This window comes from Pseudomonas sp. FW305-E2 (assembly GCF_058782925.1).
Window position 1 is genome coordinate 77,346 of record NZ_JBYSYE010000009.1, and the last position, 14,520, is coordinate 91,865.

The window sequence follows — 14,520 nt, forward strand, 5'->3', positions numbered from 1 at the left end:
GTACTCTTCGATTTCTGCGTGGCCTCTGGCCGCCTTCGAAGCCCTTACGGACAGCAATCGGTTCTATTCATGAAGAAATCAGTTGGCATCCTTTCCGGCCTGGCTATCGCCATTGCCGTCGCAACCACCGCAGGCGCCTGGTACACCGGCAAGCAGCTGCCGGCAGAGCTGGACAACGCCCTTGCACGCAGCAACGCCGAACTCAAAAAGGCCCTGGTCAGTACCGGTGGTAGCATGAGCATCGAGCGTGTGTCGCTTGAGCAGCATCTCTTCAGCAGCACTGCCCAGTACCGGCTCAAGGCTCGCGACATCAACGTGGGGCAGGGCGAGGTGATCAATTTTGACGTGGGCGTGACCGACCAGATCGAGCACGGCCCGTTTCCCTGGTCGAGGGTCAGGGCACTGAAGCTGATGCCGGTAATGGCGGTCAGCAACAGCACGCTGCAGAAGGATGAAGCCGTCGCGCCATTGTTCGCCGCTGCGGGTGAAAAGGCCCCGATCAGCGCACAGACCAGCCTGGGTTACGGCGGCAGTGTGGTCAGCCAGGTTCAGCTGGCGCCGCTCAAGTTTGACGAAGCGGATGGCAACACCTTCGACTTCTCGGGTATGCAGTTCGAAGTCAGTGGGGACAAGGAGGGCAAGGCCTCCAAGTTCCGCGGCCAGGCCGACAGGCTGGTGATGAAGCGTGTGCATGACGACCAGCCGCCGGCCACGTTCGAGCTCAAAGGGCTGACGTTTGGCGGTAACCTCGCAGCCACCGCGCACGATGCCATCTATGTCGGTAACGTCGATCTGGCGTTGGCTGAAGCCAAGGTCACACTTGGGCCGAAACAGCAGGTGCTGTTGATCAAGGGCCTGGAACAGAGCGCCTTGCAAACCCTTGAAGGCACGGACACCGTAGGTGGCCGCGCGGCGTACAAGGTCGGCGACATCAGCTGGGATGGCCGCGCGGTAGGCAAGGCGCAGATGGCGGTGAGCGTGACTTCGGTAAACGCCCCGGCGCTGCAGGCCTTGTCGAAGTGGTACCAGTCGCACTTGCCGGAGTTCGAGGCCGCCAGTGCGGCTGGCCAGCCGGTGCCGCAGATCCAGATGGACGACGCCGAAAAGGCCCGCTTCCAGGGTGACTTGCAGAAATTGCTGGCCGCCAAGCCCAAGCTGGCGGTGGAAAACCTGTCGTTCAAGACCGCCAATGGCGAGAGCCGCTTCAACCTGTCGATGGACCTCGCCGCGCCGGCCAGCTTCGACCTGCCGCCGGATCAGCTGAGCAAGCAGATCATCACGGAGGTGAAAGGCAAGCTGTCACTGTCCAAGCCGATGATCGGTGACCTGGCGACCTTGCAGGCCTTGCTGGATGGCCAGACCGATGCGCAAGCGATTGCCATGCAGTCGAGCCAGGCGGGGGAGATGGTCGGTATGATGGCGCTGCAGAGCGGCATGGCCACCGTGCAGGGCGATGATGTGGTCAGCAGCCTGCACTATGCCGATGGCATGGTCGATTTCAATGGCCGAAAAATGACCGTGGAAGAATTTGCCATGTTCATGGCGGCGCATCTGGGGGCCCTGTCGCCGCAGGGGTGATGGTTTCTCCTGTTGCGGCCTCTTCGCGGGTGAACCCGCTCCTACCAGGATTTCACAGTGTAGGAGCGGGTTTGCCCGCGAAGAGGTCAGCACAGGCAACACAAAAACCCCTTTAGTAATCGCTGGATTGTCTGTAGCCTTCGGCCTCCGATAATAATCCGCGCCCGCAGAGGGCCGTGGCGGTCACCCTGCCGTCCGGCACCCTTAGCCGATCTGCCAGGGCCGGGTGGTACACTCGATTTGACGCGCAAGCGCGCCTGCAGGTCCAGCGATCATGACCCAGATTTCCGAACGCCTTTTGGTTCAGGCCCACCTCGACGCCAAGCAGCCCAACCCGCTGACAGCCGAGCAGGAGGCCGAATACCGTGCGGCCATCGCTGCCGAGCTCAAAGCCCAGAATGCCGTGCTGGTTGCCCATTACTACTGCGACCCGGTCATCCAGGCGCTGGCTGAAGAAACCGGCGGCTGCGTGTCCGACTCGTTGGAAATGGCCCGTTTCGGCAAGAACCACCCGGCCGAAACGGTCATCGTGGCCGGTGTGCGCTTCATGGGCGAGACGGCAAAAATCCTCACCCCGGAAAAGCGCGTGCTAATGCCGACACTGGAGGCCACTTGCTCGCTCGACCTGGGCTGCCCGGTAGAAGAGTTCTCGGCCTTCTGCGACCAGCACCCTGAACGCACCGTGGTGGTCTACGCCAACACGTCCGCAGCGGTAAAGGCGCGCGCCGATTGGGTGGTGACTTCGAGCTGCGCGCTGGAAATTGTCGAAAGCCTGATGGACAACGGCGAAACCATCATCTGGGGCCCGGACCAGCACCTGGGCCGTTACATCCAGAAGCAGACCGGTGCCGACATGCTGCTGTGGGACGGTGCCTGCATCGTTCACGAAGAGTTCAAGTCGCGCCAGTTGGCTGACATGAAGGCGCTGTACCCGGATGCTGCGATCCTGGTGCACCCCGAGTCGCCGGAAGCGGTGATCGAGTTGGCCGACGCGGTGGGTTCCACCAGCCAGCTGATCAAGGCTGCCCAGACCCTGCCGAACAAAACCTTCATCGTCGCCACCGACCGCGGCATCTTCTACAAGATGCAGCAGCTGTGCCCGGACAAGGAATTCGTCGAAGCCCCCACCGCCGGTAACGGCGCGGCATGCCGCAGCTGTGCGCATTGCCCGTGGATGGCGATGAACACCCTGGAGCGGGTGCTGGATTGCCTGCGTAACGGCACCAACGAAATTTTCGTTGACCCGGCGCTGGTGCCCAAGGCGATCAAGCCGCTAAACCGTATGCTGGACTTTACCCAGGCGGCGCGGCTGAAGCTTTCCGGTAACGCTTGAGGTTGCCGGGGCCGCTTTGCGGCCCAATCGCGACACAAGGCCGCTCCCACAATGATCGGCGTATGCAGGGTCATGTGGGAGCAACTGTCTTGCTCAATTTCTAAAAGCTGGCGCGATTGAGCGGCCTTGTGTCGCGATTGGGGCGCAAAGCGCTCCCAAAATCCTCAGCGCCCCATCATTTCCTGAACCATGCGCCGTTGCTCCATGATCTCGCGCTGGCGCTGGTCAATCTGTGAGGCCAGCGGGAAATTCCCACCCGCCCGGCGCTTGGCGTAATCCAGCTGCTGGATTGCCTGATCAAAGTCGCCGACCAGCGTGAAGTACTCGGCACGCGCCCGGTGCAAGCCAATGGTATTGCCCGACAAGCCACGCACCTCGGCCATGTCGTACCACACATCCGGGTCATCCGGCCGACTCTTCACCAGCTCGTTCAACACCTTCTCGGCCTCAGCCGGCTTGTTCTGTTTCACCAGCAGGTCGGCACGCACCTGTTTCAACGGGTAGTTGCCCGGGTACAGCCCCTGCATCCGTTCGGCGCGCTGCTGGGCGTCGGCAAGACGGTTGTTGGTGATGTCCAGGTCGATCTGCGCCAGGTTGTAGGTGATGTCGTTGGGCGCCTTGGCCAGCAGCGGCTTGAGCATTTCACGGGCCTCGTTCAATTGCCCGCCCTTGATCTGTGCCAAGGCCAGGCCATAACGTGCGGCATCCAGTTTTGGGTCTTCGTCCAGCTGGGCGCGGAAGCGCTTGGCGGCAAGCCCCGGCGTGCCTTCGTAGGTCAGTGCCACCCGGGCGCGGATCAGCTGGTAGCGCATGCTGTCTTCGATACCACCCTGGGGCGCCTGATCGGCGCGGTTACGGGTGTCGGCAATACGTGATTCGGTCACCGGGTGGGTCAGCAGGAACTCCGGCGGTTTGGCGTCATAGCGATACTGGCGTGCCAGGCGCTCGAACATGGTCGGCATGTTGCGCGGATCGTAGCCGGCCTTTTCCAGGTTCTGGATACCGATGCGGTCGGCTTCCTGTTCATTCTGGCGCGAGAAGCGCCGTTGCTCCTGAATGGCCGCCGCCTGGGTGCCGGCAATCATGCCGATGCCCGCATCGCCGGCGCCACCTGCGGCCAGCACGATGCCGGCCAGCAGCGCCGCCATCATCGGCAACTGCATACGCTGCTGGGCCTCGACACCCCGCGCGAAGTGGCGTTGCGACAAGTGCGCCAGTTCGTGGGCCAGTACCGAGGCATATTCACCCTCGGTCTGAGCGTTGAGGAACAGCCCGCCGTTGACCCCGACAATGCCACCCGGGGCGGCAAAGGCGTTCAGCTCGCGGCTGTCGATCAGGATGAACTCCAGGCGCCGGTCCTGCAGCTGGCTGGTTTCGGCCAGCTTGTACACGCTGGTTTCGACGTAGTCCTTGAGCTGTGGGTCGTTGAGCTGATTGACCTGGCCGCGCAGCAGGCTGAGCCAGGCGCGGCCCAGTTGGTGCTCCTGTTGCGGCGAGACGATCGCAGAACTGGCATCACCCAGTGATGGCAGGTCGTCAGCATGGCCGGGAAGGGCCATCAGGCAGGCCAGCGTCAGCAGGGTAGGGCGCAGTAGATTCATGCATGAAGCTCGCGTCGGATCAAAGATACCTACTGTAGCGGGCTCACACGTTGGCGACCAGTGGCGCTATCCTAGCCAGCCATGCCAAGAAGCACCCTGGCGATGCCTTTGGAGACCCTGCGATGAGTAACACCCTGACCTGCGACGCCGAACTGGACGCCAGCGGGCTGAATTGCCCTTTGCCACTGCTCAAGGCCAAGATGGAGCTCAATCGCCTGGCCAGTGGCGCGGTGCTCAAGGTTATCGCCACGGACGCAGGCTCCCAGCGCGACTTCCGCACTTTCGCCCAGTTGGCCGGTCATACCCTGCTGCAAGAAACGGCCGAGGCCGGTACCTATACTTACTGGCTGCGCAAGGCCTGAGTCTTTTCCAAGGATCGTCAATGTTCAAAGTGCTTCGCGACTGGGTGCAGCGCTACTTCTCCGATGAGGAAGCGGTGGTGCTGGCGGTCCTGTTGTTCCTGGCTTTTACCGCCGTGCTCACCCTGGGCGGCATGCTCGCGCCGGTGCTGGCGGGCATGGTGCTGGCGTTTCTGATGCAGGGGCTGGTCAACGCCCTGGAGCGCGTGCGCGTACCTACACGGCTGGCGGTGATGCTGGTGTTCGCCTTGTTCATGGGCGCACTGGCGGTGTTCATGCTGGTGCTGGTACCGCTGCTGTGGCATCAGCTGATCACGCTGTTCAACGAGCTGCCGGGCATGCTCGGCAAGTGGCAGTCGTTGTTGCTGCTGCTGCCGGAGCGCTATCCGCACCTGGTGTCGGACGAGCAGGTATTGCATGCCATCGAATCGGTGCGCGGTGAAATTGGCAAGTTTGGTCAATGGGCGCTGACCTTCTCGTTGTCCAGCCTGCCACTGCTGGTCAATGCCATGATCTATCTGGTGCTGGTGCCGATTCTGGTGTTCTTCTTCCTGAAGGATCGCGAACTCATTGGCCGCTGGGTCAGCGGCTACCTGCCGCGCCAGCGCACCTTGCTGAACCGGGTGGGCAGCGAGATGAACCGGCAGATCGCCAACTACATCCGCGGCAAGGGTATCGAGATTCTGATCTGCGGCATTGCCACTTACATTGCCTTCATCAGCCTGGGGCTCAATTACGCAGCGCTATTGGCGTTGCTGGTGGGGCTGTCGGTGGTGGTGCCTTACGTGGGCGCGGTGGTCGTGACCGTGCCGGTGACCCTGATTGCGCTGTTCCAGTGGGGCTGGGGCGACCAGTTCATCTACCTGATGACGGTGTACGCGATCATCCAGGCGCTGGATGGCAACGTGCTGGTACCGCTGCTGTTCTCCGAAGCGGTGAGCCTGCACCCGGTGGCGATTATCTGCGCGGTGCTGCTGTTTGGCGGGCTATGGGGGTTTTGGGGGATATTCTTCGCCATCCCCCTGGCGACGCTGATCAAGGCCGTGCTGGATGCGTGGCCCAAGCAGGAGCCTAGCGTTTCACCGATGCTTTGAATGTCATTGGGGCCGCTCTGCGGCCCTTCGCGGGCACGCCCGCTCCCACTGGGCCCTGCACAATTCCTGTGGGAGCGGGCGTGCCCGCGAAGGGCTGCAAGGCAGCCCCATTCAATTTCAAGCCTTGTTCAAGGCTTGGGCGGCCGCCAATACGGCATCCACATGCCCGGGCACTTTCACGCCACGCCATTCCTGGCGCAGCACCCCGTCCTTGTCGATCAGGAAGGTGCTGCGGTCAACGCCCATGTACTCCTTGCCATACAGCTTCTTCAGCTTGATCACGTCGAACAGCTGGCACAGGGCCTCGTCCTTGTCGCTGATCAGCTCGAACGGGAAGCCTTGCTTGGCCTTGAAGTTCTCGTGCGACTTGATGCCATCACGCGACACACCGAATACCACGGTATTGGCCGCGGCGAAGGCGTCGTGCTGGTCGCGGAAGCCCTGGCCCTCGGTGGTGCAGCCTGGGGTGCTGTCCTTGGGGTAGAAGTACACCACCACCTGCTGGCCCTTTAGTTCGGCAAGGCTGACGGTTTGCCCGCTGGTGGCCTGGGCCTGGAAGTCGGCGACAGGTTGGTCGAGTGCTACAGCCATGATCGGTTTCCTTACATTGGGTTCTGGGGACGCCATGGCTCGATCAGTGCGTCGAGGTTCAGGGCATCGGCAAAGTCCAGGAACTGGTCGCGTAGCCAGCTGATCTGCGTGCCGGCCGGCAGAATCACGGTGAACTGGGCGTTGAGCATGCTGCTACCGGTTTGCGGCGCCAGGTAGGTGTCGCAGGTCATGGCTTCCAGCTCGACGCGGTGGTCAAGGAAGAACTGGCACAGCTCGTTGATGATGTCCGGGCGGTAGGCAGCGCTGACGTAGGCTACATACGGAAGGGCCTGCGGGCGCACTTCCTGGTCCGCGCTGCGGACCACGTCGAGGGTCAGGCCGTGCTTCTTGCCCAAGCCTGGCAGGGTGGACTCGAGACGTGCCAGGGCGTCCCAGCTGCCGCCCACCTGCAGCACCAGGGCGCTGGTCTCGCCGTGGCGGCTCAGGCGCGAGGTGACCACCGCGCAGCGGTTTTCGAAGGCAGCGCGGCTGAGGACGTTGGCCAGCTCCATGGGGTTCGGGCCCAGGGCACTGATGACAAGGAATTGTTCGCGGACGGTGGGGGTGGACATGCAGCATTCCTAAAGCGATGAGCGGTCGGCACAGGACGGGCAAAAGCCTCCTGTCGGCAGGGCCCGGGGCTCGCATGCGAGGTCTTGGACGCTGGCGGGGAGCAAGGTCGACGGCCCGGCGGGCCGCGCTGCACCGATCAAAGGGCCAAGGGTAGCGAAATAAGCCGCCGAGGGGAATGCTCCACCCGCCTGCTTCGCTTGTGCAAGGTCGATGCCCCCAGTACCATTACCGCTCTCTTTTTCCGGCAGGAGCAGTTACATGATTGCGGGCAGTATGGTGGCATTGGTCACACCCATGGATGCACAAGGGCGTGTTGACTGGGGCAGCCTCGACAAACTTGTAGACTTCCACCTGGAAAACGGCACCCATGCGATCGTCGCTGTCGGCACCACCGGTGAGTCGGCCACGCTGGATGTCGAAGAACACATCCTGGTCATCAAGCACGTGGTCGAGCGCGTCAAACGCAGCGCCAAACCGATTCCGGTCATCGCCGGCACCGGTGCCAACTCCACCGCCGAAGCCGTGCACCTGACCCAGAACGCCAAGAATGCTGGCGCCGACGCCTGCCTGCTGGTTGTGCCGTACTACAACAAGCCAACGCAAGAAGGCCTGTACCAGCACTTCAAGCACATTGCCGAAGCCGTCGACATCCCGCAGATCCTCTACAACGTTCCCGGCCGTACCTCCTGCGACATGCAGGCCGAGACCGTGATCCGCCTGTCGACCGTGCCGAACATCATCGGCATCAAGGAAGCCACGGGCGACCTGGCCCGCGCCAAGGCCATTCTCGATGGCGTCAGCAAGGACTTCATCGTCATGTCCGGCGACGACCCGACTGCCGTCGAGCTGATCCTGATGGGCGGCAAGGGCAACATCTCCGTCACCGCCAACGTCGCTCCGCGCGAAATGGCGGACCTGTGCGAGGCCGCCCTTGAGGGCAATGCCGAGAAGGCCCGCGCAATCAACGAAAAACTCATGCCGCTGCACAAAGACCTGTTCTGCGAGTCCAACCCGATCCCGGTGAAATGGGCGCTCGTCGAAATGGGCCTGATGCAAAAAGGTATTCGCCTGCCACTGACCTGGCTGAGCGAAGGCTGCCACGAAAAAGTCCGTACTGCCTTGCGCCAGTCCGGCGTACTGGTTTAAGAGGAAGTACACCGCATGAAGCGACTGGCTGGTCTTTCCGCCCTTGCCCTGATTATCTCCACCACCAGTGGGTGTGGCTGGCTGTGGGGCGAGGATGGCTATTTCCGCGACCGCGGCAGTGACTACCTGCAGGCGCACCCGACCGCGCCGATGCAGCTGCCGCCGGACGCCAGCAACGTCAAACGCCTTGACCCGCTGCTGCCGATTCCGCGTAACGTCGCTGACGATACCGTCAAGGGTGAGTTTGAAGTGCCTCGCCCGCAACCGTTGACGGGCGGTGCCGCCCAGGTCACCGACTACAGCCTGCAGCGCAGCGGCAGCAGCCGTTGGGTGCTGGCCCAGCATTCGCCAGCCGAAGTGTGGCCGGTAGCCCGGCAGTTCTTCGAGGATAACGGCTTCCGCATTGCTGAAGAGCGCCCGCAGACGGGTGAGTTCAACACCACCTGGCAGCGTTTCGACGAACTGTCGGCATCGCTTGGCCAGCGTCTGGCCAGCACTGCCAGCAGCGGCGACAGCGAGGTGCGTGTCCGTGTGCGCATGGAGCCTGGCGTGCAGCGCAACACCTCCGAAGTGTATGTGGTCAGCGTCGAGCGCCCGGCCGGCAGCACTGCCGAGCCTGCGTTCCCGTCCAGCTCCAGCAATACCGGCACCGATGCCCTGCTGGTCGACGAAATGCTTGCCAGCATGAACCGCAGCGCCGAGAAGGGCGGTTCGGTGTCGCTGCTGGCCGCGCGCGATTTCGACGCCCCAAGCCGCGTCAGCCTGAGCGAAGACGGCAGCGGCAACCCGGTGCTGTACCTGGGCTCCGACCTGGACCGCGCCTGGTCTGGCGTGGGTCGTGCGCTGGAGCAGGGCGGCGAATGGCGTGTTGAGGACATCAACCGCAGCCTGGGTCTGTATTACATCAACCTGTCCGAAAAGCCTGACGACAAGCAGAACCAGCCTGGCTTCTTCAGCCGCCTGTTCGGCAGCGAGCCGACCAAGGAAGAGCGTGAAGCCCGTGCCGAGCGTTACCAGGTTCGCCTGAGCAAGGTGGGTGAGAGCGTGCAGGTCACGGTCGAGAAAAACATCAACACCGTGGCTCCGGCCGATGTCGCCCGCCGTGTGCTGAGCGCCATTCAGGACCACCTGGGCTAAGTGCGCTTCGCGGTAATCGGAAGCGGCAGCCAAGGGAACGGCACGCTGATCGCCAGTGGTGACACGTTCATCCTGGTCGATTGCGGCTTTTCCCTGCGTGAAACCGAGCGGCGCCTGGCGCTGCTCGGGGTTTCTGCCGCTCAGCTCAGTGCAGTGCTGGTCACCCACGAACATGCCGACCACGTGCATGGGGTCGGCTTGCTGTCACGGCGCTACAATGTACCGGTCTACCTCAGCCAAGGGACTTTGCGCGGCATGCGCAAGCCGGTGGAGGTGGCCGGTTTTCTCGCGTGTGGCCAAAGCCTGCGTATCGGCAGCCTGGAAGTAACCGCAGCGCGGGTCGAGCACGACGCCTACGAGCCGTTGCAGTACGTGGTCAGCGACGGCAAGCGGCGCTTTGGCATGCTGACCGACCTGGGCTCTTACGACGCGCTGTTGCTGGAGCGTTACCAGGGCCTGGATGCACTGCTGATCGAGGCTAACCACTGCCGCGACCTGCTGGCACGTGGTCACTACCCGGCTTTTCTGAAGCAGCGGGTGGGTGGCATGCAAGGGCATTTGAACAACCACCAGGCTGCGCGCCTGGTGCACGAGTTGGGCTGGAGCAACCTGCAACACCTGGTGCTGGCCCACCTCAGCAGCAAGAACAACCTGCCACACTTGGCCCGCCAGTGTTTTGTCGACACCCTTGGGTGCGACCCGGACTGGCTCCAGGTGGCGAATCAGGAACACGGGCTCGACTGGCGCGAAATCGCCTAGCCCAACACCTCAAGCAAGCGGAGCCCAATCATGGAAAAACGCGAAGAACTTTACCGCGGCAAGGCCAAATCGGTTTACAAGACCGACGACGCCGACCGCTTGATCCTGCTGTTCCGTAACGACACTTCGGCGTTCGACGGCAAGCGTATCGAACAACTCGACCGCAAAGGCATGGTGAACAACAAGTTCAACGCCTTCATCATGCAGAAACTGGAAGAAGCCGGCGTGCCGACCCAGTTCGACAAGCTGCTTGGCGACAACGAGTGCCTGGTGAAGAAGCTGGACATGATTCCGGTCGAGTGCGTGGTGCGCAACTACGCTGCCGGCAGCCTGGTCAAGCGCCTGGGCGTGGAGGAGGGCATCAAGCTGGAGCCGTCCACCTTCGAGCTGTTCCTGAAGAACGACGAGAAGGGCGACCCCTTCATCAACGAATCCCACGTTGTCGCGTTCGGCTGGGGCACCGCCGAGCAACTGGTAGAAATGAAGAAGCTGTCGTTGAAGGTCAACGAAGTGCTGAGCAAGCTGTTCGATGACGCCGGCCTGCTGCTGGTCGACTTCAAGCTGGAGTTCGGCGTATTCCACGGCCAGATCGTGCTGGGCGACGAGTTCAGCCCGGACGGCTGCCGCCTGTGGGACAAAGAAACCCGCAAGAAGATGGACAAGGACCGCTTCCGTCAGGGCCTGGGCGACGTGATCGAAGCCTACGAAGAAGTTGCCAAGCGCCTGGGCGTGCCGCTGTAAGCGACGCGTTCACGCAAGCGCCTGATACCACGTGGTTTTTTTGAAAAAAAGATTTGCGTTTTAAAAGAACGCTGGTATGATGCGCGGCATTGGAGAGATGCCGGAGTGGTCGAACGGGACGGATTCGAAATCCGTTGTACTGGCAACAGTACCTAGGGTTCAAATCCCTATCTCTCCGCCATTATACGTGAAGCCCCGCAGATCAAGGTCTGCGGGGCTTTTTCGTTTTTGAGTTGTACGTAGCATTTGTACGTAGTCACCTCGCTATGTTCGGCTCCCCTTTGCCATTCTGTGCGGTAGAAACCCGCTTGACGAGCCGATCGCTCGTAGTGGTCAGCCAGCACAGGTATTTTGCATACTGACGATCGCTAGTCGATTCGGTTAACATCCGCTAACTGTTCGAGCGATTTTGTGTAGTTTCCAAAGGCTGCCAAGCAGCTGTACTACCAGTTGAAGTGCAAAGGATCATTTCCATATGGCAGTTAAAGTCACGGCTCATTTGGTTCAGCTTTGCTACGAAGCTGCTCTCAAGTCTTTCTGGCGAAGAGAATCACTTCGCAAGTTTCTGAGGCAATCGCATGTTGCAGAGTCGCATCTGGCAACTTGGTCATCGGAAGAGAGCAAGCGTGACTTTCTAGACCGTACGTTTGCTGCGTTGCAACGGTCTGATAAGGGTAAGGCAGTTATTGGCGCTATGGCTATCTCGTTAGCTGAACAGTCGTCATTTCCTGATCTTCGGAATTGGGAAGATTCTGCCATAAAAATTAAAGAGGCACATAACGCTGTCGCGGAGCTAAAAGCATATATTGCCCGCCAAACTGAAGAGGTTCGTACCCAGCGTGAACGTGATGCTATAAAAGCTCGAGTTAGAGAGGAGCGAGAAGCTGCCCAGAAACAGCGAGTAAGTATTGATGTTCTGCAGCAGCGTCTTAACGATTTAGCCCCGCAGATGGGTACATCAGATGGCGGGTACGCATTTGAAAACTGGTTTTACGATTTCTTGACCTTTTCGGAAATTGAGAATAGGCGCCCTTATAAGGCCAATGGTAGACAAATTGATGGCTCGGTTACAGTAGATGGGACTACCTACCTTGTAGAGTTGAAGTTCACAGCATCTCAAAGTGGGTCGCCAGATATTGATGTTTTTCGAGGAAAAGTCGAGAGTAAGGCCGATAATACAATGGGGGTGTTCCTGTCTATGGCTGGTTACTCTTCTGTAGCGGTGTCCGAGGCATCGGGAAAGAAAACTACATTGCTACTACTTGACGCCTCTCATGTTTATCTGGTGTTGGGTGGGGTTATGCAACTAGTTGATGTTATACGCCGGGTCCGTCGTCACGCCTCTCAGACCGGCGAAGCCTTCCTGCCCGTTTCATCTTTTAGTGGTTGACGGGATGTAGCGCGTCAGCTGCCCGTAGGCGATGAGTTCGAAACTGGTGATACTTACGTAGCGTCAACTCCCCACTGCGGGATAGTTCGCTTCCAGCCAGCGCCACAAGGCGATGCAAGTGCTGACAAAGCCCAATAGCAATGGGGCAATGTAATCAGTGAACCAGGGAGTGACGAAGGCGCCTTTTGTTACTGCATAGGCCTTCGCCGTCCAAGTTAAGGCCTTACCGGGCTGATAGTTCGTGCTAGTAAACAACGGAAACGGAATCCATTCCTTGCCTTCAGTGTAACTGTAGCCAACAGATATATACATCTGAGTCCGATATGCCCGACTAATCTGATGAAGGTCCGGGGCTTCATCACCGTTTTGATACTGAGCTTGGGCTAAAGACTGCCTGCCTGTAGCTTCACCCTTGTACCAACCTATCATCGTCTTATCTGGCTGAGGGGTTATCGCTGCAAGTTTTTCCTCTGCCAGTTGCTTCAGTTCGCGACGCTTCCACCTGACCGAAAGCCACACCAATGATTGGTCATAAAGATCGTGCATCGGCCCGTCAAAGTAGAGGGCATTTCGAGGTAGGCGCTGGTAGAAGCGGAACCAGAAGTAGGCGTTGACTAGTGCGACCACCAGCCAGATGCTTTCTTTGCGATGGGCGAAGGCAAGGGTGACGCCCATCAGGTTGAACTGGGTTAGCTCGGCCTTGAAGTACCATGGCCGACCACCAGGCACGAGTACGTGAACAGGAAGCCTCGGGCCTTCTTGAAATCACCTTCATCATCCATCGGCAACCCTCTATTCTAGTGAAGGCGATATGATAGCACGACGGCCTTCTATCTCATCTGAAGTAACCACTGGCCAACTATCCACGCAGACCATCGCCCACAGCCGAATATCGGCTATGAATCAGGGCGGGAATATCAGCTGGAATGAACCAAATCTGGTTCATCAGTGCATCGGTGCTTAATGCTACATGCCCGCCCACAGCGAGCTGCACAGTACAATTGCCGAATATCCACGACGGCACAAAGCCGCCCGAAGGCGGCTACGTGCGAAGGCGTTCAATCGCTGAAGTGATGGCATCAGCGTTGGCATCGAGGGCCTGTAGGCAGTTCATGATGTTTTCGTTGGCATTTACAGACCCACGCTGCCTGATCCATGTACTTACTTCCTCGATGGCTGCCCTCAAGGCCGTCTGGTTCATATGCAGCAGCTCTAGGGCGTCGGCTGTAGCTGAGAAATCAGCCGTGGCTTTATCATCCATGTGGCGTTCTCGTTATAGGGCAGATACCGCAGCGTAGGGCCTTACAGCGCCTTGTTCCAGTGCCGCTTGACGGTGGCGATACCGATGTCGAGTTCGGCTGCCACTTCCGCCTGTGTCATATTCTTGGCCTTGGCCTTCTGCACAGCCTTGGTGGTATCAACGGCTTCAGGGCGCCCCAGCTTCTTGCCTTCTGCTTTGGCACGCTTCAGGCCGGACTGTGTACGCTCGATCAGCAAATCCCGCTCAAACTCTGCGACAGCACCAAGCACCTGCATCGTCATCTTCCCTGCTGCACTGGTCAGGTCTACGCCGCCAAGGGCAAGGCAGTGAACGCGGATACCAGTTGATGCCAGTTGCTCTACTGTCTGCCGTACATCCATGGCGTTACGGCCAAGGCGATCCAGCTTGGTAACGATCAGTACATCACCTGATTCCATCCGCTCAAGCAGCTTCTGGAAGCCGGGACGTTCACTGGCAGGGACGCTACCGGATATCGTCTCTTCTATGACCCGGCTAGCCTGTACATCGAAGCCAGCGTTCTTAACGTCCTGTACCTGGTTCTCGGTGAACTGATTGGAAGTGCTGACACGGCAGTAAAGGAAGGTACGAGACATCGGCATCACCAAAGGGATCATTTAACGTGGGATCATTGTATCGGTATCACAATGGCCAGTAAAGCCTATTTTGTTGATACCTAAACGAGCCGGATTTGAAGGCATCGTTTAACGGTCGTTTTCTGATACCAGCTGAACCCACTGAAGCCTACTTTCGAGCCAGTTACCAAGACCCCGCCGGGCGTAGCGGCAAAGGGCGGAATCTCTACCATCACCAACAGGGGATGGCGCTATTTCCATACAAATCATGTGGAATACGCGGGAAAGTGGCTGCTCGCTTGACCCCGTATAGTGCAAGTCCCCGGAAACACTGGGCTGTAGCCGTGTAGCGGCATCCAGCAGG

The 14,520-nt window shown here is 59.9% G+C and carries 15 protein-coding genes and 1 tRNA gene; 10 read left to right on the plus strand and 6 right to left on the minus strand.

The genetic code is table 11. The features are described 5' to 3' along the window. Positions 1–69: 69 nt before the first annotated feature. The gene (locus tag AC3WLP_RS10750) at positions 70–1,578 is read left to right on the plus strand and encodes a YdgA family protein (RefSeq protein WP_012051482.1); all 1,509 of its coding nucleotides are present in this window, start codon (positions 70–72) and stop codon (positions 1,576–1,578) included. 274 nt (positions 1,579–1,852) lie between these two features. Further along, on the plus strand, positions 1,853–2,911 hold the full coding sequence (gene nadA, locus AC3WLP_RS10755) for a quinolinate synthase NadA (RefSeq protein ID WP_003254747.1): 1,059 nt from the start codon (positions 1,853–1,855) through the stop codon (positions 2,909–2,911). Between the two features lie 164 nt (positions 2,912–3,075). Here the strand turns inward: nadA and AC3WLP_RS10760 are convergent, their stop codons facing one another. Then, positions 3,076–4,512: a M48 family metalloprotease gene (locus tag AC3WLP_RS10760; protein WP_003254746.1), complete on the minus strand. Its 1,437-nt coding sequence runs from the start codon at positions 4,510–4,512 to the stop codon at positions 3,076–3,078. 122 nt (positions 4,513–4,634) lie between these two features. Between AC3WLP_RS10760 and AC3WLP_RS10765 the strand changes: the two genes are divergently transcribed. Next, positions 4,635–4,874, plus strand: coding sequence for a sulfurtransferase TusA family protein (locus AC3WLP_RS10765; protein WP_003254745.1), 240 nt, complete (start codon positions 4,635–4,637; stop codon positions 4,872–4,874). A gap of 20 nt (positions 4,875–4,894) precedes the next feature. Then, positions 4,895–5,965, plus strand: coding sequence for an AI-2E family transporter (locus AC3WLP_RS10770; RefSeq protein ID WP_003254744.1), 1,071 nt, complete (start codon positions 4,895–4,897; stop codon positions 5,963–5,965). Positions 5,966–6,082: 117 nt separating this feature from the next. Here the strand turns inward: AC3WLP_RS10770 and AC3WLP_RS10775 are convergent, their stop codons facing one another. Together AC3WLP_RS10775 and AC3WLP_RS10780 are read right to left on the minus strand one after the other, a co-directional pair. After that, on the minus strand, positions 6,083–6,556 hold the full coding sequence (locus AC3WLP_RS10775) for a peroxiredoxin (RefSeq protein WP_003254742.1): 474 nt from the start codon (positions 6,554–6,556) through the stop codon (positions 6,083–6,085). An 11-nt stretch (positions 6,557–6,567) separates the two neighbouring features. Next, complete coding sequence (locus tag AC3WLP_RS10780) at positions 6,568–7,128, minus strand: glycine cleavage system transcriptional repressor (protein ID WP_003254741.1); 561 nt, start codon at positions 7,126–7,128, stop codon at positions 6,568–6,570. A 259-nt stretch (positions 7,129–7,387) separates the two neighbouring features. Between AC3WLP_RS10780 and dapA the strand changes: the two genes are divergently transcribed. The 6 genes from dapA (at position 7,388) to AC3WLP_RS10810 (ending at position 12,302) form a co-directional block, all read left to right on the plus strand. Continuing rightward, a complete protein-coding gene (dapA, locus tag AC3WLP_RS10785) occupies positions 7,388–8,275 on the plus strand; it encodes a 4-hydroxy-tetrahydrodipicolinate synthase (protein WP_003254739.1) in 888 nt (295 codons plus the stop codon). A gap of 15 nt (positions 8,276–8,290) precedes the next feature. Then, positions 8,291–9,412, plus strand: a complete 1,122-nt coding sequence (gene bamC / locus AC3WLP_RS10790; RefSeq protein WP_003254738.1) for an NlpB/DapX family lipoprotein — start codon at positions 8,291–8,293, stop codon at positions 9,410–9,412. Beyond that, entirely contained in the window at positions 9,413–10,171 is a 759-nt protein-coding gene (locus tag AC3WLP_RS10795) for an MBL fold metallo-hydrolase (RefSeq protein ID WP_088513439.1), read from the plus strand. 30 nt (positions 10,172–10,201) lie between these two features. Then, the gene (gene purC, locus AC3WLP_RS10800; RefSeq protein WP_003254733.1) at positions 10,202–10,912 is read left to right on the plus strand and encodes a phosphoribosylaminoimidazolesuccinocarboxamide synthase; all 711 of its coding nucleotides are present in this window, start codon (positions 10,202–10,204) and stop codon (positions 10,910–10,912) included. 91 nt (positions 10,913–11,003) lie between these two features. Beyond that, positions 11,004–11,093, plus strand: a tRNA-Ser gene (locus AC3WLP_RS10805). Between the two features lie 294 nt (positions 11,094–11,387). Then, a complete protein-coding gene (locus AC3WLP_RS10810; RefSeq protein ID WP_256596069.1) occupies positions 11,388–12,302 on the plus strand; it encodes a hypothetical protein in 915 nt (304 codons plus the stop codon). Between the two features lie 63 nt (positions 12,303–12,365). On the opposite strand, the gene AC3WLP_RS10815 is transcribed toward AC3WLP_RS10810, so the two are convergent. From AC3WLP_RS10815 to AC3WLP_RS10825, 3 genes are all read right to left on the minus strand, one after another. Beyond that, a complete protein-coding gene (locus tag AC3WLP_RS10815; RefSeq protein WP_143516729.1) occupies positions 12,366–12,977 on the minus strand; it encodes a hypothetical protein in 612 nt (203 codons plus the stop codon). Between the two features lie 367 nt (positions 12,978–13,344). Continuing rightward, complete coding sequence (locus AC3WLP_RS10820; RefSeq protein ID WP_088513437.1) at positions 13,345–13,563, minus strand: hypothetical protein; 219 nt, start codon at positions 13,561–13,563, stop codon at positions 13,345–13,347. Between the two features lie 41 nt (positions 13,564–13,604). Further along, the gene (locus AC3WLP_RS10825; protein ID WP_088513459.1) at positions 13,605–14,177 is read right to left on the minus strand and encodes a recombinase family protein; all 573 of its coding nucleotides are present in this window, start codon (positions 14,175–14,177) and stop codon (positions 13,605–13,607) included. Between the last annotated feature and the right edge of the window lie 343 nt (positions 14,178–14,520).